General features: G+C 72.5%; 19 protein-coding genes. 9 read left to right on the plus strand and 10 right to left on the minus strand.

The features are described 5' to 3' along the window. The first annotated feature begins 73 nt into the window (after positions 1 to 73). The 5 genes from ACIRG9_RS08900 to ACIRG9_RS08920 all read left to right on the plus strand — a co-directional run bounded on the left by ACIRG9_RS08900 (position 74) and on the right by ACIRG9_RS08920 (position 5,328). The gene (locus ACIRG9_RS08900; protein ID WP_402852409.1) at positions 74 to 673 is read left to right on the plus strand and encodes a heme-copper oxidase subunit III; all 600 of its coding nucleotides are present in this window, start codon (positions 74 to 76) and stop codon (positions 671 to 673) included. A gap of 72 nt (positions 674 to 745) precedes the next feature. Continuing rightward, complete coding sequence (locus tag ACIRG9_RS08905; protein ID WP_402852411.1) at positions 746 to 1,582, plus strand: c-type cytochrome; 837 nt, start codon at positions 746 to 748, stop codon at positions 1,580 to 1,582. A 147-nt stretch (positions 1,583 to 1,729) separates the two neighbouring features. Next, positions 1,730 to 2,812 carry a ubiquinol-cytochrome c reductase iron-sulfur subunit gene (locus ACIRG9_RS08910; protein ID WP_402852414.1) on the plus strand — a complete coding sequence of 361 codons (1,083 nt, stop codon included), beginning with the start codon at positions 1,730 to 1,732 and terminating at the stop codon, positions 2,810 to 2,812. Beyond that, positions 2,809 to 4,428 carry a cytochrome b N-terminal domain-containing protein gene (locus ACIRG9_RS08915; protein ID WP_402852416.1) on the plus strand — a complete coding sequence of 540 codons (1,620 nt, stop codon included), beginning with the start codon at positions 2,809 to 2,811 and terminating at the stop codon, positions 4,426 to 4,428. Before ACIRG9_RS08910 ends, ACIRG9_RS08915 begins: the two co-directional genes overlap by 4 nt. 210 nt (positions 4,429 to 4,638) lie before the next feature. Further along, positions 4,639 to 5,328: a DUF4142 domain-containing protein gene (locus ACIRG9_RS08920; RefSeq protein WP_402852419.1), complete on the plus strand. Its 690-nt coding sequence runs from the start codon at positions 4,639 to 4,641 to the stop codon at positions 5,326 to 5,328. A 69-nt stretch (positions 5,329 to 5,397) separates the two neighbouring features. Here ACIRG9_RS08920 and ACIRG9_RS08925 read toward each other — a convergent pair whose 3' ends face one another. From ACIRG9_RS08925 to ACIRG9_RS08945, 5 genes are all read right to left on the minus strand, one after another. After that, entirely contained in the window at positions 5,398 to 5,685 is a 288-nt protein-coding gene (locus tag ACIRG9_RS08925; protein ID WP_091122500.1) for an Lrp/AsnC family transcriptional regulator, read from the minus strand. Between the two features lie 52 nt (positions 5,686 to 5,737). Next, entirely contained in the window at positions 5,738 to 6,598 is an 861-nt protein-coding gene (locus tag ACIRG9_RS08930; protein WP_402853044.1) for an NDP-sugar synthase, read from the minus strand. A gap of 59 nt (positions 6,599 to 6,657) precedes the next feature. Further along, positions 6,658 to 7,197, minus strand: a complete 540-nt coding sequence (locus ACIRG9_RS08935) for an NUDIX hydrolase (RefSeq protein WP_402852423.1) — start codon at positions 7,195 to 7,197, stop codon at positions 6,658 to 6,660. A 49-nt stretch (positions 7,198 to 7,246) separates the two neighbouring features. After that, positions 7,247 to 9,037 carry a RelA/SpoT family protein gene (locus tag ACIRG9_RS08940; RefSeq protein ID WP_402853047.1) on the minus strand — a complete coding sequence of 597 codons (1,791 nt, stop codon included), beginning with the start codon at positions 9,035 to 9,037 and terminating at the stop codon, positions 7,247 to 7,249. A gap of 123 nt (positions 9,038 to 9,160) precedes the next feature. Then, complete coding sequence (locus ACIRG9_RS08945; protein ID WP_402852425.1) at positions 9,161 to 10,918, minus strand: DEDD exonuclease domain-containing protein; 1,758 nt, start codon at positions 10,916 to 10,918, stop codon at positions 9,161 to 9,163. A gap of 129 nt (positions 10,919 to 11,047) precedes the next feature. On the opposite strand from ACIRG9_RS08945, the gene ACIRG9_RS08950 reads away from it, so the two are divergent. Together ACIRG9_RS08950 and ACIRG9_RS08955 are read left to right on the plus strand one after the other, a co-directional pair. Further along, positions 11,048 to 12,496 carry an NYN domain-containing protein gene (locus tag ACIRG9_RS08950; RefSeq protein WP_402852428.1) on the plus strand — a complete coding sequence of 483 codons (1,449 nt, stop codon included), beginning with the start codon at positions 11,048 to 11,050 and terminating at the stop codon, positions 12,494 to 12,496. A gap of 121 nt (positions 12,497 to 12,617) precedes the next feature. Then, complete coding sequence (locus ACIRG9_RS08955) at positions 12,618 to 12,833, plus strand: hypothetical protein (protein ID WP_402852431.1); 216 nt, start codon at positions 12,618 to 12,620, stop codon at positions 12,831 to 12,833. Positions 12,834 to 12,861: 28 nt separating this feature from the next. Here ACIRG9_RS08955 and ACIRG9_RS08960 read toward each other — a convergent pair whose 3' ends face one another. The 4 genes from ACIRG9_RS08960 to ACIRG9_RS08975 are packed head-to-tail and all read right to left on the minus strand — an operon-like array spanning position 12,862 to position 16,076. Continuing rightward, a complete protein-coding gene (locus ACIRG9_RS08960) occupies positions 12,862 to 13,653 on the minus strand; it encodes an ABC transporter permease (protein WP_402852434.1) in 792 nt (263 codons plus the stop codon). Next, positions 13,650 to 14,606 carry an ATP-binding cassette domain-containing protein gene (locus tag ACIRG9_RS08965; protein ID WP_402852437.1) on the minus strand — a complete coding sequence of 319 codons (957 nt, stop codon included), beginning with the start codon at positions 14,604 to 14,606 and terminating at the stop codon, positions 13,650 to 13,652. Before ACIRG9_RS08965 ends, ACIRG9_RS08960 begins: the two co-directional genes overlap by 4 nt. A gap of 28 nt (positions 14,607 to 14,634) precedes the next feature. Then, complete coding sequence (locus ACIRG9_RS08970) at positions 14,635 to 15,504, minus strand: DUF4097 family beta strand repeat-containing protein (RefSeq protein WP_402852440.1); 870 nt, start codon at positions 15,502 to 15,504, stop codon at positions 14,635 to 14,637. 59 nt (positions 15,505 to 15,563) lie between these two features. Continuing rightward, complete coding sequence (locus tag ACIRG9_RS08975; RefSeq protein WP_402852443.1) at positions 15,564 to 16,076, minus strand: hypothetical protein; 513 nt, start codon at positions 16,074 to 16,076, stop codon at positions 15,564 to 15,566. 291 nt (positions 16,077 to 16,367) lie between these two features. Here ACIRG9_RS08975 and ACIRG9_RS08980 point away from each other — a divergent pair, with 291 nt between their 5' ends. Together ACIRG9_RS08980 and ACIRG9_RS08985 are read left to right on the plus strand one after the other, a co-directional pair. After that, complete coding sequence (locus tag ACIRG9_RS08980; RefSeq protein ID WP_402852446.1) at positions 16,368 to 17,627, plus strand: M48 family metallopeptidase; 1,260 nt, start codon at positions 16,368 to 16,370, stop codon at positions 17,625 to 17,627. Next, a complete protein-coding gene (locus ACIRG9_RS08985; RefSeq protein ID WP_402852449.1) occupies positions 17,624 to 18,748 on the plus strand; it encodes a glycosyltransferase family 4 protein in 1,125 nt (374 codons plus the stop codon). Before ACIRG9_RS08980 ends, ACIRG9_RS08985 begins: the two co-directional genes overlap by 4 nt. Before the next feature lie 246 nt (positions 18,749 to 18,994). On the opposite strand, the gene ACIRG9_RS08990 is transcribed toward ACIRG9_RS08985, so the two are convergent. Continuing rightward, a complete protein-coding gene (locus tag ACIRG9_RS08990) occupies positions 18,995 to 20,656 on the minus strand; it encodes a putative bifunctional diguanylate cyclase/phosphodiesterase (protein WP_402853050.1) in 1,662 nt (553 codons plus the stop codon). Positions 20,657 to 20,677: the final 21 nt, after the last annotated feature.

Below are 20,677 nucleotides of genomic sequence, written 5' to 3' on the forward strand. Positions count from 1 at the left end.
CGATCGGGCCACTACCGGCGCAGGATTGCCACCCCGCTGATCGTCGGTCCCGGTCAAGGGCAATAATGACCGCGTGACTGCGGCCCCAGCCATTGACAAGAGCCGGATCCATTCCCTGACGCGGCCCAACATGGTCAGCGTCGGGACGATCGTGTGGCTCTCCAGCGAACTCATGTTCTTCGCGGCGCTGTTCGCGATGTACTTCTCGATCCGCGCGGCAGCGCCGGAGCAGTGGGAGAAGCACACCGAGATCCTCAACATCCCCTACGCGACCACCTTCACGGTGATCCTGGTGTTGTCCTCGGTGACCTGCCAGCTCGGTGTCTTCGCGGCCGAGAAGGGTGACGTCCACGCCCTCCGCCGGTGGTTCACGATCACCTTCGTGATGGGCCTGATCTTCGTGCTCGGCCAGGCGAACGAGTACCGCAACCTGGTGCACGAGGGCGTCAAGATCAACGCGGACGGGTACGGGTCGATGTTCTACCTGACCACCGGCTTCCACGGTCTGCACGTGACCGGCGGTCTGATCGCCTTCATCATCTTCATGGTCCGCACCACCATGGGCCGGTTCACCCCGGCGCAGGCGACGTCGGCCATCGTCGTGTCGTACTACTGGCACTTCGTCGACGTCGTGTGGATCGGGCTGTACGCCATGATCTACTGGCTCCAGTGATCTTGGCGCGTCACGTACCGCGCCGCTGCTCCGTCCCCTGAGACAAGGTCCAACCGGTTAAGGACACAGGTCATGACTTCTGACAACGACCGCCGACGCGGTCTGCTCGCGCGGTTGCGCGGGCGGCCCGTAGCGCGCAGCAGGGGCCGCCGCCGGCTGGGTGCCGCGGTCCGGCTGGCCGCCGCGCTGATGCTGGCCGGCGGCGCATACACCGTCTTCGCCCCCGGCGTGCAGGCGCAGGACACGCCGCCCCTGAGCGCCGCCGCCAACGAGGGCAAGGCGCTGTTCGACGTGAGCTGTGTGAGCTGTCACGGCCGCAACGCGCAGGGCGTCAACGAGCGTGGTCCGAGCCTGATCGGTGTCGGTTCGGCCGCGGTCGAGTTCCAGGTCGGCAGCGGTCGGATGCCGATGGCCCGGCAGGAAGCCCAGGCCATGCGCAAGCCGCCGTCGTTCACCGACGAGCAGGTGCGCCAGCTCGGCCAGTACATCCAGGAGCTCGGCGGCGGCCCGGAGGTTCCCGCGGGCAACAACCTGCGCCAGAACGCAAACCTGGCCACCGGTGGCGAGCTGTTCCGGATCAACTGCTCGCAGTGCCACGCCTTCGGCGGTGGCGGTGGTGCCCTCTCCTCCGGCAAGTACGCGCCGAGCCTCCACCCGGCCAGCGACCGGCAGATCTACGCCGCCATGCTGAGCGGCCCGCAGAACATGCCGGTGTTCGGCGACAACCAGATCTCCCCGCAGGAGAAGGCGGACATCATCGCCTACATCCAGGAGACCCTGAAGACCGACCAGGACCAGGGTGGTCTCAACCTGGGCCGGTACGGCCCGTCGACCGAGGGCCTGGCGGCCTTCCTGGTCGGCATCGTCGCGCTGGTCTTCGCGAGCCTGTGGATTGCGGGCAAGTCGTGACCGAGCGAACCATTCGTTTCAGTGCTGCGGCGTCGACCCCCGGCGCCGCCCGTAGCGAGGTGGCGGCATGAGCGAGCGTCAGCGAGCGAATAGTCAGTACAGCGCCGTGGTGCCTCATGCCGGCACCGAGCGTAGCGAGGTGGCGGCATGAGCACCCATACGCACCAGGCGCCGCAGGGCCGGGAGCCGCTCGACATGGACGACCCGGGGCTGTCCCGGTTCGACATCGTCCAGGAGGGCGCGCGCCGGGACGACATCGAGATCGTCCACTACGAGCCGCAGGTGGTCCCGGGCAGCAAGGCGGAACGCCGGCTGACCCGTACGGTCGCCGCGTTCTTCCTGCTGACCGGCCTGGCCGCCACCGCGTTCCTGGTCGTCTACATCTGGTGGCCGTGGCAGTGGGAGCCGGGCCGCGGCGGTGACAACTGGTACACCCCGCTGCTCGGCGTGACCCTCGGCATCGCGCTGCTCGGCGTCGGCTTCGGCATCCTCACCTGGGGCAAGAAGCTGCTGCCGAAGGAGGTCTCGATCCAGGACCGGCACGACCAGCCGAGCTCTTCGGAAGACCGCCGGATCACCGGCGAGACCATGCTCTACATGGCCGACGAGCTGGGCGTCCGGCGCCGGCCGCTGCTCGGCGCCTCGCTGATGGCCGGTCTCGCGCCGGTCGGCCTGGTGGCCGCGGCGCCGCTGATCGGCGGCCTGATCGAGAACCCGCACAAGAACAACCAGATGTTCACCACCGGGTTCAAGCCGGCGGACGGGAAGAAGATCCGGCTGATCCGTGAGGACGGCCGGCCGATTCGCCCGGCCGACGTCAGCGTCGGTGGTCAGCTCACCGTCTTCCCGGGCGTCGACGGTGGTGTCAGCAACAAGTACGCCGACTCGCCGACCCTGCTGATCCACCTGCGGGACGGTGACGCGGCGGAGTCGCGCGCGGCCAACGCCCGGGTCGGGCACGGCGACTACATGTGGGGCAACTTCGCGGCGTTCTCCAAGATCTGCACGCACGCCGGTTGCCCGGCGAGCCTCTACGAGCAGCAGACCAACCGGCTGCTCTGCCCCTGCCACCAGTCGCAGTTCCTCATCACCGACAACGCCAAGCCGGTCTTCGGCCCGGCGAACCGGCGGCTGCCGCAGCTGCCGCTGGAGGTGGACGCGGAGGGCTTCTTCGTGGCGAAGTCCGACTACACCGAAACCATCGGCCCCGACTTCTGGGAGCGGCCATGAAGCGCCGAAAGTTTGACGTAGCCGCGGTGCCGGCCCGAACCGCCGGCGCGCTGGACGACCGGTTCTCGGCGGCCACCCCGCTGCGCAAGCTGCTGAACAAGGTCTTCCCCGACCACTGGTCCTTCCTGCTCGGCGAGATCGCGCTCTTCTCGTTCGTCGTGCTGCTGCTGACCGGCGTCTACCTGACCTTCTTCTTCGAGCCGTCGATGACCGAGGTGACCTACAACGGCAGCTACGCGCCGCTGCGGGGCACCCCGATGTCGGCCGCGTACGCCTCCAGCCTGGACATCTCGTTCGATGTCCGGGGTGGTCTGATCATGCGGCAGATGCACCACTGGTCGGCGCTGCTGTTCATGGCCGCCATCGTGGTGCACATGCTCCGCGTCTTCTTCACCGGCGCGTTCCGCAAGCCGCGCGAGACGAACTGGATCATCGGCTCGCTGCTGTTCTGGGTGGGCTTCCTGGCCGGCTTCACCGGCTACTCGCTGCCGGACGACGGCCTGTCGGGCACCGGTCTGCGGATCGCCTCCGGCATCATCCTGTCGATTCCGGTGATCGGCTCCTGGGTCAGCTCGTCGATCTTCGGCGGGGAGTTCCCGGGCACCATCATCATCAGCCGGTTCTTCATCGCCCACGTGCTGCTCGTCCCGGCCTTGCTGGTGGCGCTGATCAGCGTCCACCTGGGCCTGGTCTTCAAGCAGAAGCACACCCAGTGGCCCGGCCCCGGCCGGACCAACGACAACGTGGTCGGCGAGCGGATGTTCCCGCGCTACGCGATCAAGCAGGCCGGCTTCTTCCTGGTCGTCTTCGGCGTGATCGCGGTGATGGCCGGCCTGTTCCAGATCAACCCGATCTGGTACTTCGGCCCGTACGAGGCGTGGGTGGTCTCCGCGGCCAGCCAGCCCGACTGGTACGTCATGTTCCTCGACGGCTCGACCCGCCTCATGCCGGGCTGGGAGATCAGCATCCCGATCGGTGACGGGTACGTCATCCCGCCGCTGTTCTGGCCGACGGTCGTGCTTCCCGGCATCCTGGTGGGCCTGTCGACGATGTATCCGTTCCTGGAGGCGCGCCGCCTCAAGGACTATCGCCACCACAACCTGCTCCAGCGGCCGCGGGACGTCCCGGCCCGGACCGGGGTGGGCGCGATGGCCCTGACATTCTTCGTCGTGCTGACCCTCTCGGGCGCCAACGATGTCATCGCCGACAAGTTCCACATCAGCCTGAACGCGATGACCTGGGCGGGCCGGGTCGGCCTGCTGATCCTCCCGCCGCTGGCCTACTACGTCACCCACCGCATCTGCCTCGGTCTGCAGCAGCACGACCGGGAGGTGCTGGCCCACGGCGTGGAGACCGGCATCATCAAGCGGCTGCCGGACGGCCGGTTCGTCGAGGTCCACCAGCCGCTCAGTGCGGCCGAGGGCCACGACGGGCTGGAGTACGCCGGCTGGGTCGTCCCGAAGAAGATGAACCGGCTCGGTGCCCTCGGCCCGGCGGTCCGGGGCTTCTTCTACCCGATCGAGAAGCCGGTCGAGGCACCGGTCTCGCCGGGACACCCGCCGGTCGAGCCCCGACCGGAGCGCGAGGAGATCGGCAGCGGCGAGAGCCGTCGCTGATCAGCTGACCCAGTAGCACAGATCGTGGCGCCCGCCGGCTTCCCGGCGGGCGCCGCGGCCGTTTCCGCGCCGTCCGTCCCGTCCCGCACACCACGTGCCCGGTGCTTCCGCTCCGCTGCCCCGCCACCCCCTGACCCGGACGGGTGGATTCGCAGGAATAACCCCGGTCAGCCGGGTATCCGTGCGGTCCAACGAAAAAGGGGGGGAAAGATGTTGGGTATCAAACGCCTCGGACTCCTGGCCACCATGGTGGTGGTCGGGTTGGCGCCGGCCGCGGCGGCGCAGGCCGCGGCACAGCCGTCGACGCAGGACACCCAGTACCTGCAGGCACTGCACCAGGTCAACCTCTTCGAGATCGCCTCGGGCAACCTGGCCCAGCAGAAGGGTCAGAACGCGCAGGTGAAGGACCTGGGCAAGCAGTTCGTGACGGACCACACCCAGCTGGACGACTCGGTGAAGTCCACCGCGCAGCAGTTGAACGTCCAGTTGCCGAACAGCCCGACCGCGGACCAGCAGAACGTCCTCAACCAGCTGAACGGCCTCAGCGGGGCTGACTTCGACAAGGCGTGGGTGACCGCCGAGCTGAACGGCCACGTCCAGGCCATCCAGGCCACCCAGACCCAGATCTCGCAGGGTTCCGAGCAGTCGGTGATCACGCTCGCCCAGGACGCGCTGCCGGTGCTCCAGGCGCACCTGGACGCCCTGACGTCGCTGGCCGAGACCCTGGGCATCCCGGTGCCGCAGACCAGCGCCAGCGGCACGCCCGGCCCGGGCGGTACCTCCGCTCCGGGCGGCACCGAGTCGCCGGCTCCGGGTGGCACCGAGTCGCCGGCTCCGGGCACCACCGAGACGCCGGCTCCGGGCACCACGGAGGAGACCCCGGCGCCGAGCGAGAGCTGACCCGTACGACCGCTGGTGGCCGGTCCGTCCCAGGGGGGATGGGCCGGCCGTCACGCGTACCCGCCGGGATCAGTCGGCGTTGGCCAGCCCGATCGCGAACGCCTCCTCCAGGTCGTGCTGGGAGTACGCCCGGAAGGCGATGTGCGACTCGGTGTTGATCACGCCGGGCACCTTGGAGATGCTGCCGGCGATGACCTGGGCGATCTGCTCGAACTCGCGGACCCGGACCATGGCGATCAGGTCGACGTGACCGGCCACCGAGTAGACCTCGCTGACGCCGGGCAGGTTGGCCAGGGTTTCGGCCACCTCGGGGATGGAATCGGTGGCACAGTCGATCAGCACGATCGCGGTGATCACGGCACATTTCTCCGTTCGTCGAGTTCGTCGCCCATGCTAGAGGCTCGGCTGGTCAGCCTGTCCCCGGCTCGGCGATCCGGGCGGCCGGGACGGTCAGCCCGTCCCGGGCGCGGATCGCGTCGGTGAGCCGCTCGTCCGGCCCGACCGTCGCGCCGGGCCAGACCACGGCGCGGTCCACCTCGCCCCGGACGGTCGCCCCCGCGCCGATCACCGCCCGGCGGACCCGCCCGGTGACCGTGGCGGTCGGGTGCGCGAGGCTGCCGTCGCCGGCCGCGTGCAGGTTGGCCGCCAGGTAGTCGGCCGGGGTGCCGGTGTCGAAGAAGGTGCCCCGGTAGGGCACCACGGCCAGCGCCCCTGCCGCCTCCGCCGGCCGCCACACCGCCCGTACCAGGTCGCCGAAGGCCGCCGGAAGGTCCCGGACCAGCCGCCAGGGCAGCAGCGAGAACCCGACGAACCGGTGGCCGCTGAAGGTGCCCGGGGCCGCCGGGTCGTCGGCCGGCTGGCCGAGCAGGCGTACGCTCCGCCCGTCCCAGCCGTCCAGCAGCGCGGCGATGTCCGCCCCCGGTGCGGCGTCCGGATCCGCCAGGTACGCGTCGGCATTGCCGACCAGCACGCCCCGACCGGCGATCCAGTCCCGCAGGTTGCCCAGCCCGCCGGCGGTGCCGAGCGGGTTGCCGGGCTCGACCGACAGGTGGGCCCGGGACCCGACGTGCCCCACCACGAGGTCGCCGAGGTAGCAGGCGTTCACCGCGACGCGTTCCGGGCCGGTCAGGCCGAGTCCGGACAGCCGGGCGAGGGCCCGGTCCAGCAGCGGCACGTTGCCGACCGGGCAGAGCGCCTTGGGTACCCGCTCGGTCAGCGGGCGCAGCCGGGTGCCCTCGCCGGCCGCGAGCACCACCGCGCAGACGTCCACCGCCGGCCGCCAGCCCGGACCGGGCCCACCGGGTGAGCCGGGGCGCGGGCCGGGGCCGGTCACGCGGCGGGAGGCGCCGACGGCGGGACCTCGCCGGCGCGTGGACCGATGCCGTAGTACGCGAGCAGGTTGGCGGTGGCCCGGCTCAGCCGGGGCAGGTCGTCCAACGGGTGCCAGGCCGCCTCCAGCACCTCGGCCCCGTCCACCTTCAGCTCGGTGGTCGAGGCCGGCACCTCGGTCTCGAAGACCACGTCCACCCACCCCTTGGCGTGCACCACGGCGTTCGGCACGGCCGGGCGGAGCCGGTCGGGGGAGAGCCGGATGCCCGACTCCTCGTGCAGCTCGCGGGCCGCGCCGACCACCGGTGCCTCAGCGCGCTGCAGCAGCCCGGCCGGCAGGGTCCAGCTGTAGCCGGGCGGCTGGCGCAGCAGCAGGAGGCGTCCCGCGCCGTCGGCCTCGGCGTCCCGGACCAGGGCGACCGCGCCGACGATGTACTTCGGCACGGCCAGCCGGACCAGCCGGCGCCGCAGCGGGACGGGAAGCCGGTAGAAGAGTTGATAGCCGAGGGCCCGTCCGGTGGCACGCGCGCGGGGGATCATGCCTGTAAGGCTAGTGCTCCGCAGGCTTCGCCGGACGAACGGCTTTCGGCTAGCGGCGGTGATCGACGAGGTCGATCAGCTGCTGGACCACGGTGTCCGGCTCGACGGCCCGGTCGAAGACCGCCACCAGCAGGGTTTCCAGGTCCGGGTAGCCGAGTTCCTCGGAGAGCCGTAGCAGCGGCAGGTCGCTGGCCAGGCCCCGGTTGTGCTTGCGCAGCGCGAGGCCGATGGTGCCCCGGCCGAGGCGTACCTTGTCGGCGATCGAGATACCCGGCTCGGTGTGCTCGGCGAACCAGCGGTTGATCTGCATCTGGGCGTGCGGCGACTTGACGAAACGCAGCCACTCCCGGCGTGGGCCGCGCGGCGCGGAGTCCGCCTCGAAGCCGCTCTCCGCGTCGTTCTCGGTGAAGATCTCCACCACGTCGCCGTCCTCCAGCTCGGAGGAGAGCGGGGCCAGCCGTCCGTTGATCCGGGCGGCGAGGCAGTGGTCGCCCCGCTCGGTGCCCAGCTCGTACGCCAGGTCGACCGGGGTCGCGCCGGCCGGGAGGACGACCTGCCGCCCGTCGGCGACCACCTGGATCTGCGCCTCCGCCAGGTCGCAGCGCAGCGACTCCATGAACTGGGTCGGGTCGACGGTCTCCTGCTCCCAGTCGAGCACCCGGCGCAGCCAGGCCAGCTCGTCCGCCCGGTCGGCGGCCCGCCCGGAGGCGCGGGGGAAACGGTAGTGGGCGGCGACGCCGTACTCGGCGGACCGGTGCATCTCCTCGGTGCGGATGAGCACCTCCACCGTACGGTCCTGGGGTCCACGGACGCTGGTGTGCAGGGAGCGGTAGAGGTTGTTCTTGGGGGAGGCGATGAAGTCCTTGAAGCGGCCCGGCACCGGCCGCCACAGCCCGTGCACCGCGCCGAGGGCGGCGTAGCAGTCGGTGGCCGGGCCGTCCACCACGATCGCGATGCGGGGCAGGTCGTACGGGACGGCGTATCCGCCCGACACGGTGTCCTTCCAGATCGAGTAGAGGTGCCGGGGGCGGGGGGAGACCTCTGCGTCGACCCGGCTGCGGCGCAGCGCCACCTTGGTCTTCGCCACCACCTCCGCGAGGTACGCGTCCCACCCGGGCCGGTCGTGTACGTGCCGGGCGATCCGGGCGTGCTCCTCGGGGTGCAGGTGCAGCAGCACCACGTCGTCCAGGTCGCGTTTCAGGCTCTGGATGCCCAGCCGGTCGCAGAGGGGGACGAGCACCTCCTCGGTCTTGCGGGCGATCCGCTCCCGGGAGGCGGCGGAGCGTACGCCGAGGGTGCGCATGTTGTGCAGCCGGTCGGCCAGCTTGATGATCAGCACCCGGACGTCCTTGCCGGCCGCGACGATCATCTTGCGGACGGTCTCCGCCTCGGCGGCCTTGCCGTAGAACGCCTTGTCAAACTTGGTCACCCCGTCGACCAGGTGGGCCACCTCGCGGCCGAAGTCCTCCTGGAGCGCCTGGAGGGTGTAGCGGGTGTCCTCCACGGTGTCGTGCAGCAGCGCGGCGACCAGGGTGATGGTGTCCATGCCGAGTTCGGCGCAGATCTGGGCGACGGCGAGGGGATGGGTGATGTACGGCTCGCCGCTCTTGCGGAACTGGCCGCGGTGCATGTTCTCGGCGATCGTGTACGCCCGTCGCAGCACCGAGGCCTCTGCGCTGGCGTGGATGCCCCGGTGGGCGCGGACCAGCGCGCTGACCGGTTCGCCGTCGGTGGTGGGCCAGGTGAGCAGGGAGCGTAACCGGCGGGTCAGCGGCAGTTCGCCCGGCTGGGCCGGGAGGGGGCCGCCCAGGGCGGCGCCGTGTCCGGCGTCGACGTCCACCTGGGACACCTCCTCACCCCGGCCCCGGGCCGCTGCCGCGACCGGGAGCAGGCCCGCGAAACGGGCAGGACTGCACTCTCTTAACAGACTAAGGGAGTTGAGGTAGTCCGATCGGACACTTGGTCATGAGCGTTCGGTCGAGAGTTGGTCGGACCCCCCGGTTTCGGCCTTGGTCAGCAGGGCACGGAACCGGCCCGCGCCGGTGATCGGCGAAGCCCAGCCGGTGGAGGTCTCCACCAGCCGGGTCTCCGGCCGCTCCAACCAGGACAGGATGCGTTCGGTCTCCTCGGCGGTGGCCGCCGGGACCGGGCCGTGACCGGGCAGGACGGTCTCGGCGGTGGCCCGGATCGCGTTCAGCGTCGGTCGTGGATGGACGCCCGGCGGCGAGACGCCCGCGCCGGCCAGCCGGCCGTGCCGGACCAGGGCCAGCTCCCAGCCGCCGCGGGCGTGCGGGCGGGCGGCGGCCAGCTCGGCGATGCGGGTCAGCGCGACCAGGCGCTGCATCCGGACCGCCGCGCGCAGCACCGCGGCCAGCCGGGCCCGCACCACCGCGGCCTCCTCGTACCGCTGGGCGTGGGAGAGCACCTCGATGCGGGCGAGCAGGGCGTCCACCACCACCTGCGGGTCATCGGTGGTGGCGGTACGGAACGGGTCGGCGGCGCGGTGGTCGTACTCCTCGGGGGTGATCCGGTGCTCGCAGGGCGCCGGGCAGCGACCCAGCTCGGCCAGCGCGCAGGCCGGCATGGTGGTGCGCCGGGAGAGCCGGTGGGTGCACTGGCGCAGCGGCACCGCGTCGTGGAAGCCGGCGGCAGCCAGCTCGGCGGCCTGCTTGGAGCGGAACGGGCCGAGGTAGGCGGTGTCGGTGGGGGCGAGGTCGCGCACGATCGACAGCCTCGGGTACGCCTCGTCGGTCAGCTTCAGCCAGACCTGTCGTTCCGGGTACTTCGAACGCCGGTTGTACGGCGGCGCGTGCGCGGCGATCAACCGCAGCTCGCGGACCTCCGCCTCCAGTGAGTGGGCGCACTCGACGGCCTCGACCCGTTCGGCGGCGGCCAGCATCTCGGAGATCCGGGCCCGCTTCTCCGCCGCGGTGAAGTAGCTGCGGACCCGGGTGGCGATGTCGCCGGAGGTGCCGACGTAGAGCGGCCGGTCGTCGGCGGCCCGGAAGATGTAGACGCCGGGCACCTTCGGCAGCCCGTCGGCGAGGTGGCGTTTGCGGCGCTGGGTGGGGGTGACCGCCCTGGCGAACTCGATCGCCTCGCCGACGGTGTCCACCCGGTGCCCGCCGAGCCGGCCGATCAACCCGTGCAGCACGTCGACGGTGGCCTTCGCGTCGTCCAGCGCCCGGTGGGTGGGCTGGGTGGCGGTGCGGAAGTAGGCGGCCAGGGTGCCCAGCTTGCGGTTCGGCACCTCGTCGCGGGTGAGCACCCGGCGGGCCAGTGCCGCGGTGTCCAGCACCCGCGGGTTGGGCCAGCGGTAGCCGTGCTTGGCGCAGGCGGCCTTGAGGAACCCCACGTCGTACGGGGCGTTGTGGGCGACCAGCACGGCGTCGGAGATGAACTCCAGGAAGCTCGGCAGCACCTCCTCGATCGGCGGGGCGGGGATCAGCATGGCCTGGGTGATGCCGGTCAGCACGGTGATGAACGGCGGGATCGGCTCGCCCGGGTTGACCAGGGTGGCGAGCACCCCCAGCTCCTCGCCGCCGCGCACCTTGACCGCGCCGATCTCGGTGATCCCGCCGCCGTCGGGCGCGCCGCCGGTGGTCTCCAGGTCGACCACCACGAAGGTGGTCGCGTAGAGCGGCAGCGCGGGGTCGACTCCGCTGCCCGCCGCCCCGTCCAGGCCGGCCAGCGTCTGCTGGACGTACTCCGCTCGTGTCACTCGCGGCACGCTAGCGGCCGGGTCCGACACTCCCGTCCCACCGGTCCCAGCCGTCACGACCGGGGCTTAGGATGAGAGATCGGCTCACTCACCGGGCGGTGAGCCCGTCCGCGGTGGGAGACTTGCCACATGCCCCTCACCGAGCCGTACGACGACCACCTCCCGGAGGAGGAGCCGGTGGCCGCCGTGCACGACGCCGGTGAGGGCCCGTTGGCCCCGGGTGCGGACGCCGTCAGCGGGCCGACCGACGCCGACGGGTCGGCCGAACCCGAACCCGAGCCGGTCCTGCCCGAGCCGGTCCGGCAGCGGATCGTGGCGCTCACCGCGACCGTGCTGCCCGGGTTGCCCGCCGACGAGGTGCCGGTCCCGCTGCGCCGGGTCGCCAAGTTCGCCCCGAACCGGCGTGCCCGGCTGGGCGCTCCGGTCATCGCCGCCCAGCTCACCGCCGACCCGCTGTTCCGCCAGCGGGTCGCCGCGCGGGTGCTGGCCGACGCCGGCGACCTCGGCGCGGCCGTCGTGGAGGGGACCGCCCCGGCCGCCGCCGACCCGGTCGAGGTGGCCGCCCTGGCCTATCTGGCCCGGCCCCGGGGCTGGCGGGGGCTGATCGATTCCAGCGGTGCCGCGGTGCGCGCGGAGGCGGACAGCGCGGTGGTGGCCGAGCTGGTGCGGGAGGCCGAGCAGCGGGCCACCCGCGCCGAGCACGACCGGGCCGTGGCCCGGGTCGAGGCGGAGAAGCTCCGCGACGAGCTGGCCCGGGTGCGGGAGGAGTTGGGGCAGCTCCGCGAGGAGGCCCGCCAGCTCGCCCGAGCCCTGCGGGAGACCCAGGGCCGGGAGCGCAAGGCCACCGAGACGCTGGCCACCGAGCGGGGCCGGGCCGCGCGGGCGGCGGCCGACGCGGACGCCGAGCTGCGCCGGGTCCGGGCCCGGCTGGCCGAGGCGGAGTCGGCCGCGGGGGTGGCCCGGGCCGTCGCCAAGGAGGCCCGTTCGGTCGACGACGCGAAGCTGTGGCTGCTGCTGGAGACCATCGGCCAGGCGGCGGTGGGGCTGCGCCGCGAGTTGGCGCTCGATCCGGTGGAGAAGCTGCCGGCGGACTTCGTCGCGGACGCCTTCGCCGACCAGTCGGCGGCCACCCCGGCCGGTGCCGCCGCCCGCGCCCGGGACACCGACGACCCGGCCCGGCTGGACCAGCTGCTCGCGCTGCCCAAGGCGCACCTGGTGGTGGACGGCTACAACGTCACCAAGCGAGGCTTCGGCGAGATGTCGCTTGAGCAGCAGCGCAAACGGCTGATCAGCGGGCTGGGCGGGATCGCCGCGCAGACCGGCGACGAGGTCACCGTGGTCTTCGACGGCGCGGAGCGGATCCACGGGCTGCCGCCCACGCCGCGCGGGGTGCGGGTGCTGTTCTCCCGCAAGGGGGAGACCGCGGACGAGCTGATCCGCCGGTTGGTCCGCGCCGAGCCGCCGGGGCGTCCGGTGGTGGTGGTCTCCTCCGACCGGGAGGTCGCCGACGGGGTACGCCGGCACGGCGCGTACCCGCTGGGTGCGGACTCGCTGGTGCGGCGGCTCGCCCGCTCCTGACCGTTGATCACCCGGTTGTCCGTTTGTGTCGTACCCGGTGGCTAGCGTCCGACCTGACCGACGGTGGCCGGGTGGTGACGATGGGGTCGTGCCCGACGCCAGACCTTCGTCAGGAGGCACGATGCTGATCGACTGTGACACCTGTGGGATCCGCGGCGCCGGCTGCTCCGGCTGCCTGGTGACCGCCCTGCTCGACGTGGAGTCGCCGGTGGCCCGGCTGGACGCGGCCGAGCACCGGGCGATCGAGGTGTTCGCCCGGGCCGGCTTCGCGGTGGAGGTGCTGGCGCCGGCTCCCGCCGCCCGTCCCCGCCGGACCCGGCGGGAGCGAGTGGCGTGAGCCGGCGACCGCGCTCCGCGGGGACCGGTCAGCGTGCGGTCCGGCGGGCGTAGAGCCGCTTCGCCCAGAGATAGCTGACCAGCGCGATGGCGGCGCACCAGGCGGTGGCGGCCAGGGCGTTGGACCCGACCGGGCCGCCGGTCAGCAGGCCGCGCAGGGTCTCGATGATCGGGGTGAACGGCTGATACTCGGCGAACTGGCGTAGCCCGGCCGGCATCGATTCGGTGGGCACGAAACCGCTGCCGAGGAAGGGCAGGAGGGTCAGCGGCATCGGCAGGTTGCTGGCCGTTTCAACGCTCTCGCTGACCAGGCCGAGGGCCACCGCCAGCCAGGTGAGGGCGAAGGCCGTCATGGCCAGGACCCCGGTGGCGGCGAGCCAGGCGAGCGGGCCGGCGTCGGAACGGAAACCGACCAGCAGCGCGACACCGACGACCACGACCAGGCTGAGCATCGTCTGGATCAGGCTGCCGACCACGTGACCGGTCAGCACCGAGGAACGGGCGATCGCCATGGTGCGGAACCGGGCGATGATCCCCTCGGTCATGTCGGTGGCGATCGATATCGCCGTGCCGTTGGCCGCACCGGCCACGCCCATCAGCAGGATGCCGGGTACGACATAGGTGAGGTACGCGGCCCGCCCGCCGGAGGGGCCGCCGAGCCCGTTGCCCAGGGTTCCGCCGAAGACGTAGACGAAGAGCAGCAGGAACAGCACGGGCATGCCGGCGAGCATCAGGGTCAGCGAGGGATATCGCTGCATGTGCCGCAGGTTGCGGCGCAGCATCGTGCTCGAGTCGCGGACGGTGTGCGAGAGCGTGGTCATGACGGCACCTTCTCCTCGGTGGGGGTGGGCTGGTTGGTGAGCGCCAGGAAGACGTCATCCAGGTCGGGCGTGTGCACGGCGAGCGACTCGACACCGATCGCGGCGTCGTCGAGCCGGTCGAGCAACGCCCGCAGCGACGCGACCCCGCCGTCGCCCGGGACCTGCAGGGTGAGCTGGTCGGTGCCGGGGACACCGCCGAGCAGGGACTCGGCCGCGGCGCAGTTCGCCGGGTCGGTGAACCGCAGGGCAACGTGCCCGCCGGGGACCAGTCGCTTGAGTTCGTCCGGGGTGCCCTCGGCGATCAGTCGGCCGTGGTCGAGCACGGCCACCCGGTCCGCGAGTTGGTCCGCCTCCTCAAGGTATTGGGTGGTGAGGAAGACGGTCATCCCGTCGGCGACGAGGTCGCGGACGATGCGCCACACCTCGCGCCGGCTGCGCGGGTCGAGGCCGGTGGTCGGTTCGTCGAGGAAGAGCACGCGCGGCGTGCCGATCAACCCCATCGCCAGGTCGAGGCGGCGGCGCATGCCGCCGGAGTAGGTGACCGCGGTCTTGTCGGCTGCCTCGACGAGGTCGAAGCGCGCCAACAGTTCATGGGTGCGTCGCCGGCCCTCGGCCCGGTCGAGGTGGTGCAGGTCGGCCATCAGGAGCAGGTTCTCCGTGCCGGTGAGCAGGCCGTCGACGGCGGCGAACTGGCCGGTGACGCCGATCGCGGCACGCACCGCGTCGGGCTCCCGGGTCAGGTCGTGCCCGGCGACCCGGGCCTCGCCGCCATCGGCCGGGATGAGCGTGGACAGGATCTGCACGGTGGTGGTCTTGCCGGCACCGTTCGGGCCCAGCAGGGCGAAGATCGTTCCCGGTGCCACGGCCAGGTCGATGCCGTCGAGCACCAGGTGGTCGCCGTAGGACTTGCGGAGCCCGGTGGCCGCGATCGCGGGTGGGGGCAAAGTGGTCATGGTGTCTCCTCTTGGGGGCGGGGCGGGGTCAGCTGCGCCGGATGACGATGTCGCCGCACGAGGTGCGGGCCCGGACCTCGACGGTCCGCTCCTCCTGCGGCGGGGTGTCGGACGGCTCGATCTCGTTGCGTACGTTGCCGAAGGAGGTGTGCAGGTCCAGGTAGGCAGCGACGCCGCCGTGAATGCCGACCTCGAGCTCACCCATCGCGGTCTTCATCGACACCGGGCCACCGTGGACCTCCGCGACCCGGATGTCGCCGTTGGCGGTGGCGGCGGTGACGCCGGCCCCGGCACGGTCGACGAAGATGTTGCCGTTGGCCGCGTTCACCCGCACGTCGCCACCGACCGCGCCGATCCAGCTGTCGCCGTTGGAGTTCTTGATCACCGCGCCGCCGTCGATCTCGCCGACCCTGATCTGGCCGGAGCCGGTGCTCACCTCGGCGCGACCAGCGACAGAGTTCACCTCCACCGCGCCCGTGCCGGTGGACAGGTCCAGCGGGCCGGTGTGGTCGGCGTGGACGTCTCCGGCAGAGGTCTTCAGCCGGCACTCGCCGAGACGGCCGGTGCAGCGGAACGCGCCGACCGAGGCGGTGCCCTGCACCCGCGAGCCCGTCGGCAGTTCGACCGTCACGTCGATCGACCCGACCTTGCCGAACACGCCGCCGTCGCCGACCAGCTTGTAAAGCAGCGAATTCGTCCGTGGCCCCTTGACCACCAGCCGGCCGTCGCCGTATTCGACGCGGGTCTGCTGGGCGGCCTGGATGTCGGCCTCCCTGGTGCCGTCGGTCGGGCACACCTCGACGACCGTGGTGTCACGGTCGCCGGCGGTGATGCGGATGTCGCCGACGGAGATGTCGACGACGGCCTGGATCTGTTCCGGGGTGTCGAAGGTGGGCATGGCGGGATTCCTCCGGTTTCGGGTCGATGGGGATGGCGGTGCTGGACGGTGCCGGGCGGTCAGCGGACCCAGCCGGTGTAGCGCTGGCTGCCGCGTGCGGCTCGCGCCGCCGGTCGGCTCGGCGGCTCGGTGTGCACCGCGGCCGTGGCGGCCCGGACGAGCCAGGCGTTGACCGAGAGCCCCTCCCGGCTCGCGGCCTCCTCGATCCGGGTCTTGAGCTGGTCGGGCAGCCGGAAGCTGATCCGCGACACCGGGCCGTCCTCGGCGTCGGGGACGGCCGGCGCCTCGGCGCCGGAGTTGATGGGCTCGGCCTGGAACTGCGGCTCGACCGGCGGCGGCGTCACCACGAAGTTGGCCTCCCGGCCGCGTAGGCGCAGCTCGACCGACCCCGGGGCGAGGTCCCGGGTGATTTCGCCGGCCGCCGCGGACAGCGCCTCCAGCAGCGCCAGGCGGAAGGCGGACTCCATCGACCCGGTGAGCCGCTCGGCCAACGCGCGGGCCTCCTCGCCGCCGAGCTCGGCGACGCCGGCCAGTTCCCGGCGGAGGCTGTCGACATACGACGTCAAATCCATGACGTCATGATGGCATCATCATGACGTCACATCAAGCTCAATTAGCGTCAGGCGGCGTCTTCCTGGCGTCGGGCGTGATGCCGGCGTCGTCACGCCGTCCCCTCCGAGCCCGCCGACGCCCCGGGTGCGACGGGCCGGGTGGGCAATAGGATGAGCCGTCACGGCGGAAGGGTGCGGCATGAAGCAGGTACGGCGCGGCAGCGGCGCGCGCGGGGCGCTGGCCCCGGAGACGACCAGCCGGGCCGGCCTGCGCGCGATGCCCGGAGCCGGTTCCTCCGGACGGGTGCCGCGGTGAGCCCGCGCGGATGGGCCCTGCTCACGCTCGCCGGGCTGGCCGTCGCGCTGGTCGTCACCGCGGCGCTGCTGATCCCGTGGCAGCGGCCACCGGCACCCCGCGCCGACCAGTTGGCCGCGTTGCGGGCGCTCCCGGTCGAGCAGGTGGCCCGGGGGCGGGCATTCCACGCCGCGCTGCGCCCCGCCGGGTGGTCGGCGCTCGCGGTCGGCCTGGTGGTGGCCCTGGTGCTCGGGCTGACCCCGCTCGGCGGCCGGCTCGTGGAACTCGCCGGCCGGCCGTTCGGCGGGCACTGGGCCGCCCAGGCGGTGCTCGGCGGGCTGGCCGTGATGCTCCTCGCCGACCTGTTCACCCTGCCCTTCGCCGCCTGGCGGCACACCGTGCTCACCCGCTACGGGCTGAGCACCCAGGGCTGGGGCGGCTGGGGGGTCGACCTGCTCAAGTCGTACGCGGTCAGCGCGGTCATCGGCGCGTTGGTCCTGCTCGGCTTCTACTCGGTCGTCCGGATCGCGCCCCGCTGGTGGTGGGCGTTCGGCGCGGCCGGGGCGGCCGGGCTGGTGGTGCTGCTGTCGTTCGTGTTGCCCGTGCTGGTGGAGCCGGTGTTCAACCGGTTCACCCCGATGGAGCCCGGCCCGCTGCGTAGCGAGCTGATGAGCCTGGCCGCCCGGGACGGGGTGCCGGTCCGCGACGTGCTGGTCGCCGATGCGTCCCGGCGGACCCGTGCGGTCAACGCGTACGTCTCCGGACTGGGGCCCACCCGGCGGGTGGTGGTCTACGACACCCTGCTGCGCGAAGCCACCCCGGAGGAGGTGACCAGCGTCGTCGCCCATGAGCTGGGGCACGCCAAGGACCGCGACGTATGGGTCGGCACCCTGGTCGGCGCGCTCGGCGCCGCCGCCGCGGTGGTGGCCCTCTACCTGCTCGGCTCCTGGCCGCCGCTGCTGCGCCTGGCCGGGGTCGAATCGGTCGCCCAGCCCCGGGCGTTTCCGCTGCTCATCGCGCTGATCACGGTGGCCGGTCTGGTGGCCACCCCGGTGCAGGCGCTGGTGTCACGGCGGGTGGAGGCCCGGGCCGACGCACACGCGCTGGCGCTCACCGGCGACCCGGCCACCTTCGAGGCGATGCAGCGCCGCCTGGCCGGGGTCAACCTGGCCGACCCCGATCCGCCCCGCTGGGAATACCTCTGGTCGGCGTCCCATCCGTCCACCGTGGAGCGGATGGCCGCCGCCCGCGCCTACGCCAGGGAGGTCGGCGGATGAGCCGGACCTTGCTGATCACCAACGACTTCCCGCCCCGCCCCGGCGGCATCCAGTCCTTCGTGCACAACCTCGCGGTGCGCCAGCCCCCGGGCTCGGTGGTGGTGTACGCGTCGAGCTGGCGGGGCGCCGCCAAGTTCGACGCCGACCAGCCCTTCGAGGTGATCCGGGAACGCACCAAGGTGCTGCTGCCCACCCCGCTGATCGCCCGCCGCGCCGCGAAACTGGCCTGGGCGTACGACTGCGACACGGTGTGGTTCGGCGCGGCCGCCCCGCTGGGACTGCTCGCGGCGGGGCTGCGCCGACGCGCCGGGATCCGGCGGGCGGTGGCGCTGACCCACGGGCACGAGGCCGGCTGGGCGGCGCTGCCCGGCGCCCGGTCCGCGTTGCGTCGGATCGGCCGGGGCGTGGACGTGACCACCTACCTGGGCGAGTACACCCGGGTCCGGCTGGCCCGGGTACTGGACGGGGTGACCGAGCTGTGCCGGCTCGCGCCGGGCGTCGACGTGGACACCTACCACCCGACCGTTGACGGGGGACGGGTGCGGCTGCGGCTGGGCCTGACCGACCGACCGGTCGTGGTGTGCGTCTCGCGCCTGGTGCCCCGCAAGGGGCAGGACATGCTGATCCGGGCCATGCCGGAGATCCGCCGCCGGGTGCCGGACGCGGCGCTGCTGATCGTCGGCGGGGGGCCGTACCGGGCGACGCTGGAGAAGCTGGCCCGGCAGACCGGGGTGGAACGGGACGTGGTCTTCACCGGTTCGGTGCCGTCGGCCGAACTGCCCGCCCACTACGCCGCCGGCAACGTCTACGCCATGCCCTGCCGTACCCGGAACCGGGGTCTGGACGTCGAGGGCCTGGGCATCGTCTACCTGGAGGCCAGCGCCACCGGGCTGCCGGTGGTCGCCGGCGACTCCGGCGGCGCGCCCGACGCCGTCCGCGAGGGGGAGACCGGGTACGTGGTCCGGGGCCGGGACGTGGCCCAGCTCGCCGACCGGGTGGCGACGCTGCTCGCCGACCGGGACCTGGCCCGCCGGTTCGGTGCCGCGGGCCGCGCCTGGGTGGAGAAGGAGTGGCGCTGGGAGGCCCAGGCGGAACGGATGGCGGCCCTGCTCGCCGGCTGACCCGCCCGCCTGCCGATCCGTCCGCCTGTCCAACGCCCCCGTCTTGATCAATGCCCCCGTCTTGATCAACTCCGTGTGCGGCAAACGGTGGTCTCGTTGCCGGTTTTGACCACCAGATGCCGCACCTTGAGTTGATCAAGCAGGGCGCGAGGCCCAAGCCGGGGCGCGGGATAAGCCGGGGCGTGGAGGCCAAGCCGGGGCGTGGGGGTCGAGCCGGGGCGTGGGGGTCAAGCCGGGGCGTGGGGGTCAAGCTGGGTGGGGGAGGGCCTCGTGAGCGGGGGCGGGGCGGCCGAAGTGCCAGCCCTGCCCGGCGTCGCAGCCGATCGCCCGCAGCCGGTCCGCCTGCTCGGCGGTCTCCACGCCCTCGGCGGTGACGGTCAGGTCGAGCGCGTGGGCGAGCGAGACCAGCGAGGCGAGGATCCGCTCGTCGGTACGGCTGTCCGGATCGTCGTCCGGGGCGCGGAGTCCGGCCACGAACTCGCCGGCCACCTTCAGCTCGCTGACCGGCAGGTCCCGCAGGTACGCCAGGTTGCAGTAGCCGGTGCCGAAGTCGTCGATGGCGATCCGGACCCCGAGTCCCTTGAGCACCCGCAGGGCGCGTACCGGCTCGGCCACGGTGCTCATCATGGTGCTCTCGGTGACCTCCAGTTGGAGTCGTTCCGGCGGTAGTCCGGTGCGCCCGAGCACGGCCTGCACCTCCTGCACCAGGCCGGGCCGGTGCAACTGGCGGACGGCCAGGTTGACGCTGACGAAGGGCGCGTCGTCGCCGGTCCAGGTGCGAGCCTCCCGGCAGGCCTCGGCGAGCACCCAGCCACCCAGCCGGACGATCAGCCCGGTCTCCTCGGCCAGCCCGATGAAGCTGTCCGGCCGGAGCACGCCCAGCTCCGGGTGGCGCCAGCGGACCAGCGCTTCCATGCCGAGCACCCGGCCGCCGCGCAGCGAGGTCAGGGGCTGGTAGTCGAGGTAGAACTCGCCCCGGTCCAGGGCGGCGGGGATGGCCGCGGAGAGCGCGTACCGGGCCAGTTCGTGGCGGTTGCGGTCGGCATCGAAGATCGACCAGCGGGCCCCGCCGGCCGCCTTGGCCCAGTGCAGGGTGCTGTCCGCGGCCCGCATCAGCTCCACCGGCGTGGTGCCGGCCACGGGTCGCTCCACGATGCCGATGCTGGCCGACACGGTCAGCTCGTGCCCGTCGACGAGCGCCGGCTCGCTCACCGCCGCGAGAGCGGCCTCGGCGACCTTGACCGCGTCGTCCGTGCAGCCGGTGCGTTCGACCAGGACGACGAACTCGTCGCCGCCGAGCCGGGCCACCAGGTGTTCACCCAGGGCCCGGCGCAGCCGCTGCGCCACCGACACCAGCAGCGAGTCGCCGACCTGGTGGCCGAGGGTGTCGTTGACCACCTTGAACCGGTCGAGGTCGAGGAAGCAGACCCCGATCCGGTCGGCGCCCCGGCCGGGATCGTCGAGGGCGGCGGTGAGTCGCTCGGTGAACAGGGTGCGGTTGGGCAGGTCGGTCAGCGGGTCGTGGGTGGCCTGGTGCCGGAAGCGGGCCTCGCTGTCCCGCAGCGCCTGTTCGGCCTGTGCCCGGGCCATCATCGCGGCGCGCAGGATGGACTCCTGCTCGTCCAGGGTGCGGTCGCGCAGGGCGCGGGCGTAACCGGTGGCGACCGTGGCGAGCAGCCGGGCCATCCGGTCCTCGACGTCGCCGTCGATCAGGCCGAGGTCACGGACCAGGCGGAGCTGGATCACCTCGATGGTACGGCCCAGCCCCTCGGCGGAGGCGATGTGCGCCTGCACCAGCTCGGCACCGACCTGCTGGCCGACACGCAGGTCGAACGGCTCGGTCCGGATCGCCACGGCCAGCCGCTCGGTGAGCCGCTGGAGCAGGGCCTCGAGCTGGGCCTGGGTCATCGGGAGGTAGCTCGTCCCGGA

Source organism: Micromonospora sp. NPDC093277, assembly GCF_044765245.1.
Lineage (GTDB): Bacteria > Actinomycetota > Actinomycetes > Mycobacteriales > Micromonosporaceae > Micromonospora.

Bases quoted from the DNA above. Each gene is read 5' to 3' on its own strand.
- ACIRG9_RS08905 (WP_402852411.1), top strand. From the start codon at position 746: ATGACTTCTGACAACGACCGCCGACGCGGTCTGCTCGCGCGGTTGCGC.
- ACIRG9_RS08910 (WP_402852414.1), top strand. From the start codon at position 1,730: ATGAGCACCCATACGCACCAGGCGCCGCAGGGCCGGGAGCCGCTCGAC.
- ACIRG9_RS08915 (WP_402852416.1), top strand. From the start codon at position 2,809: ATGAAGCGCCGAAAGTTTGACGTAGCCGCGGTGCCGGCCCGAACCGCC.
- ACIRG9_RS08920 (WP_402852419.1), top strand. From the start codon at position 4,639: ATGTTGGGTATCAAACGCCTCGGACTCCTGGCCACCATGGTGGTGGTC.
- ACIRG9_RS08935 (WP_402852423.1), bottom strand. From the start codon at position 7,197: ATGATCCCCCGCGCGCGTGCCACCGGACGGGCCCTCGGCTATCAACTC.
- ACIRG9_RS08950 (WP_402852428.1), top strand. From the start codon at position 11,048: ATGCCCCTCACCGAGCCGTACGACGACCACCTCCCGGAGGAGGAGCCG.
- ACIRG9_RS08955 (WP_402852431.1), top strand. From the start codon at position 12,618: ATGCTGATCGACTGTGACACCTGTGGGATCCGCGGCGCCGGCTGCTCC.
- ACIRG9_RS08960 (WP_402852434.1), bottom strand. From the start codon at position 13,653: ATGACCACGCTCTCGCACACCGTCCGCGACTCGAGCACGATGCTGCGC.
- ACIRG9_RS08965 (WP_402852437.1), bottom strand. From the start codon at position 14,606: ATGACCACTTTGCCCCCACCCGCGATCGCGGCCACCGGGCTCCGCAAG.
- ACIRG9_RS08970 (WP_402852440.1), bottom strand. From the start codon at position 15,504: ATGCCCACCTTCGACACCCCGGAACAGATCCAGGCCGTCGTCGACATC.
- ACIRG9_RS08975 (WP_402852443.1), bottom strand. From the start codon at position 16,076: ATGGATTTGACGTCGTATGTCGACAGCCTCCGCCGGGAACTGGCCGGC.
- ACIRG9_RS08985 (WP_402852449.1), top strand. From the start codon at position 17,624: ATGAGCCGGACCTTGCTGATCACCAACGACTTCCCGCCCCGCCCCGGC.
- ACIRG9_RS08990 (WP_402853050.1), bottom strand. From the start codon at position 20,656: ATGACCCAGGCCCAGCTCGAGGCCCTGCTCCAGCGGCTCACCGAGCGG.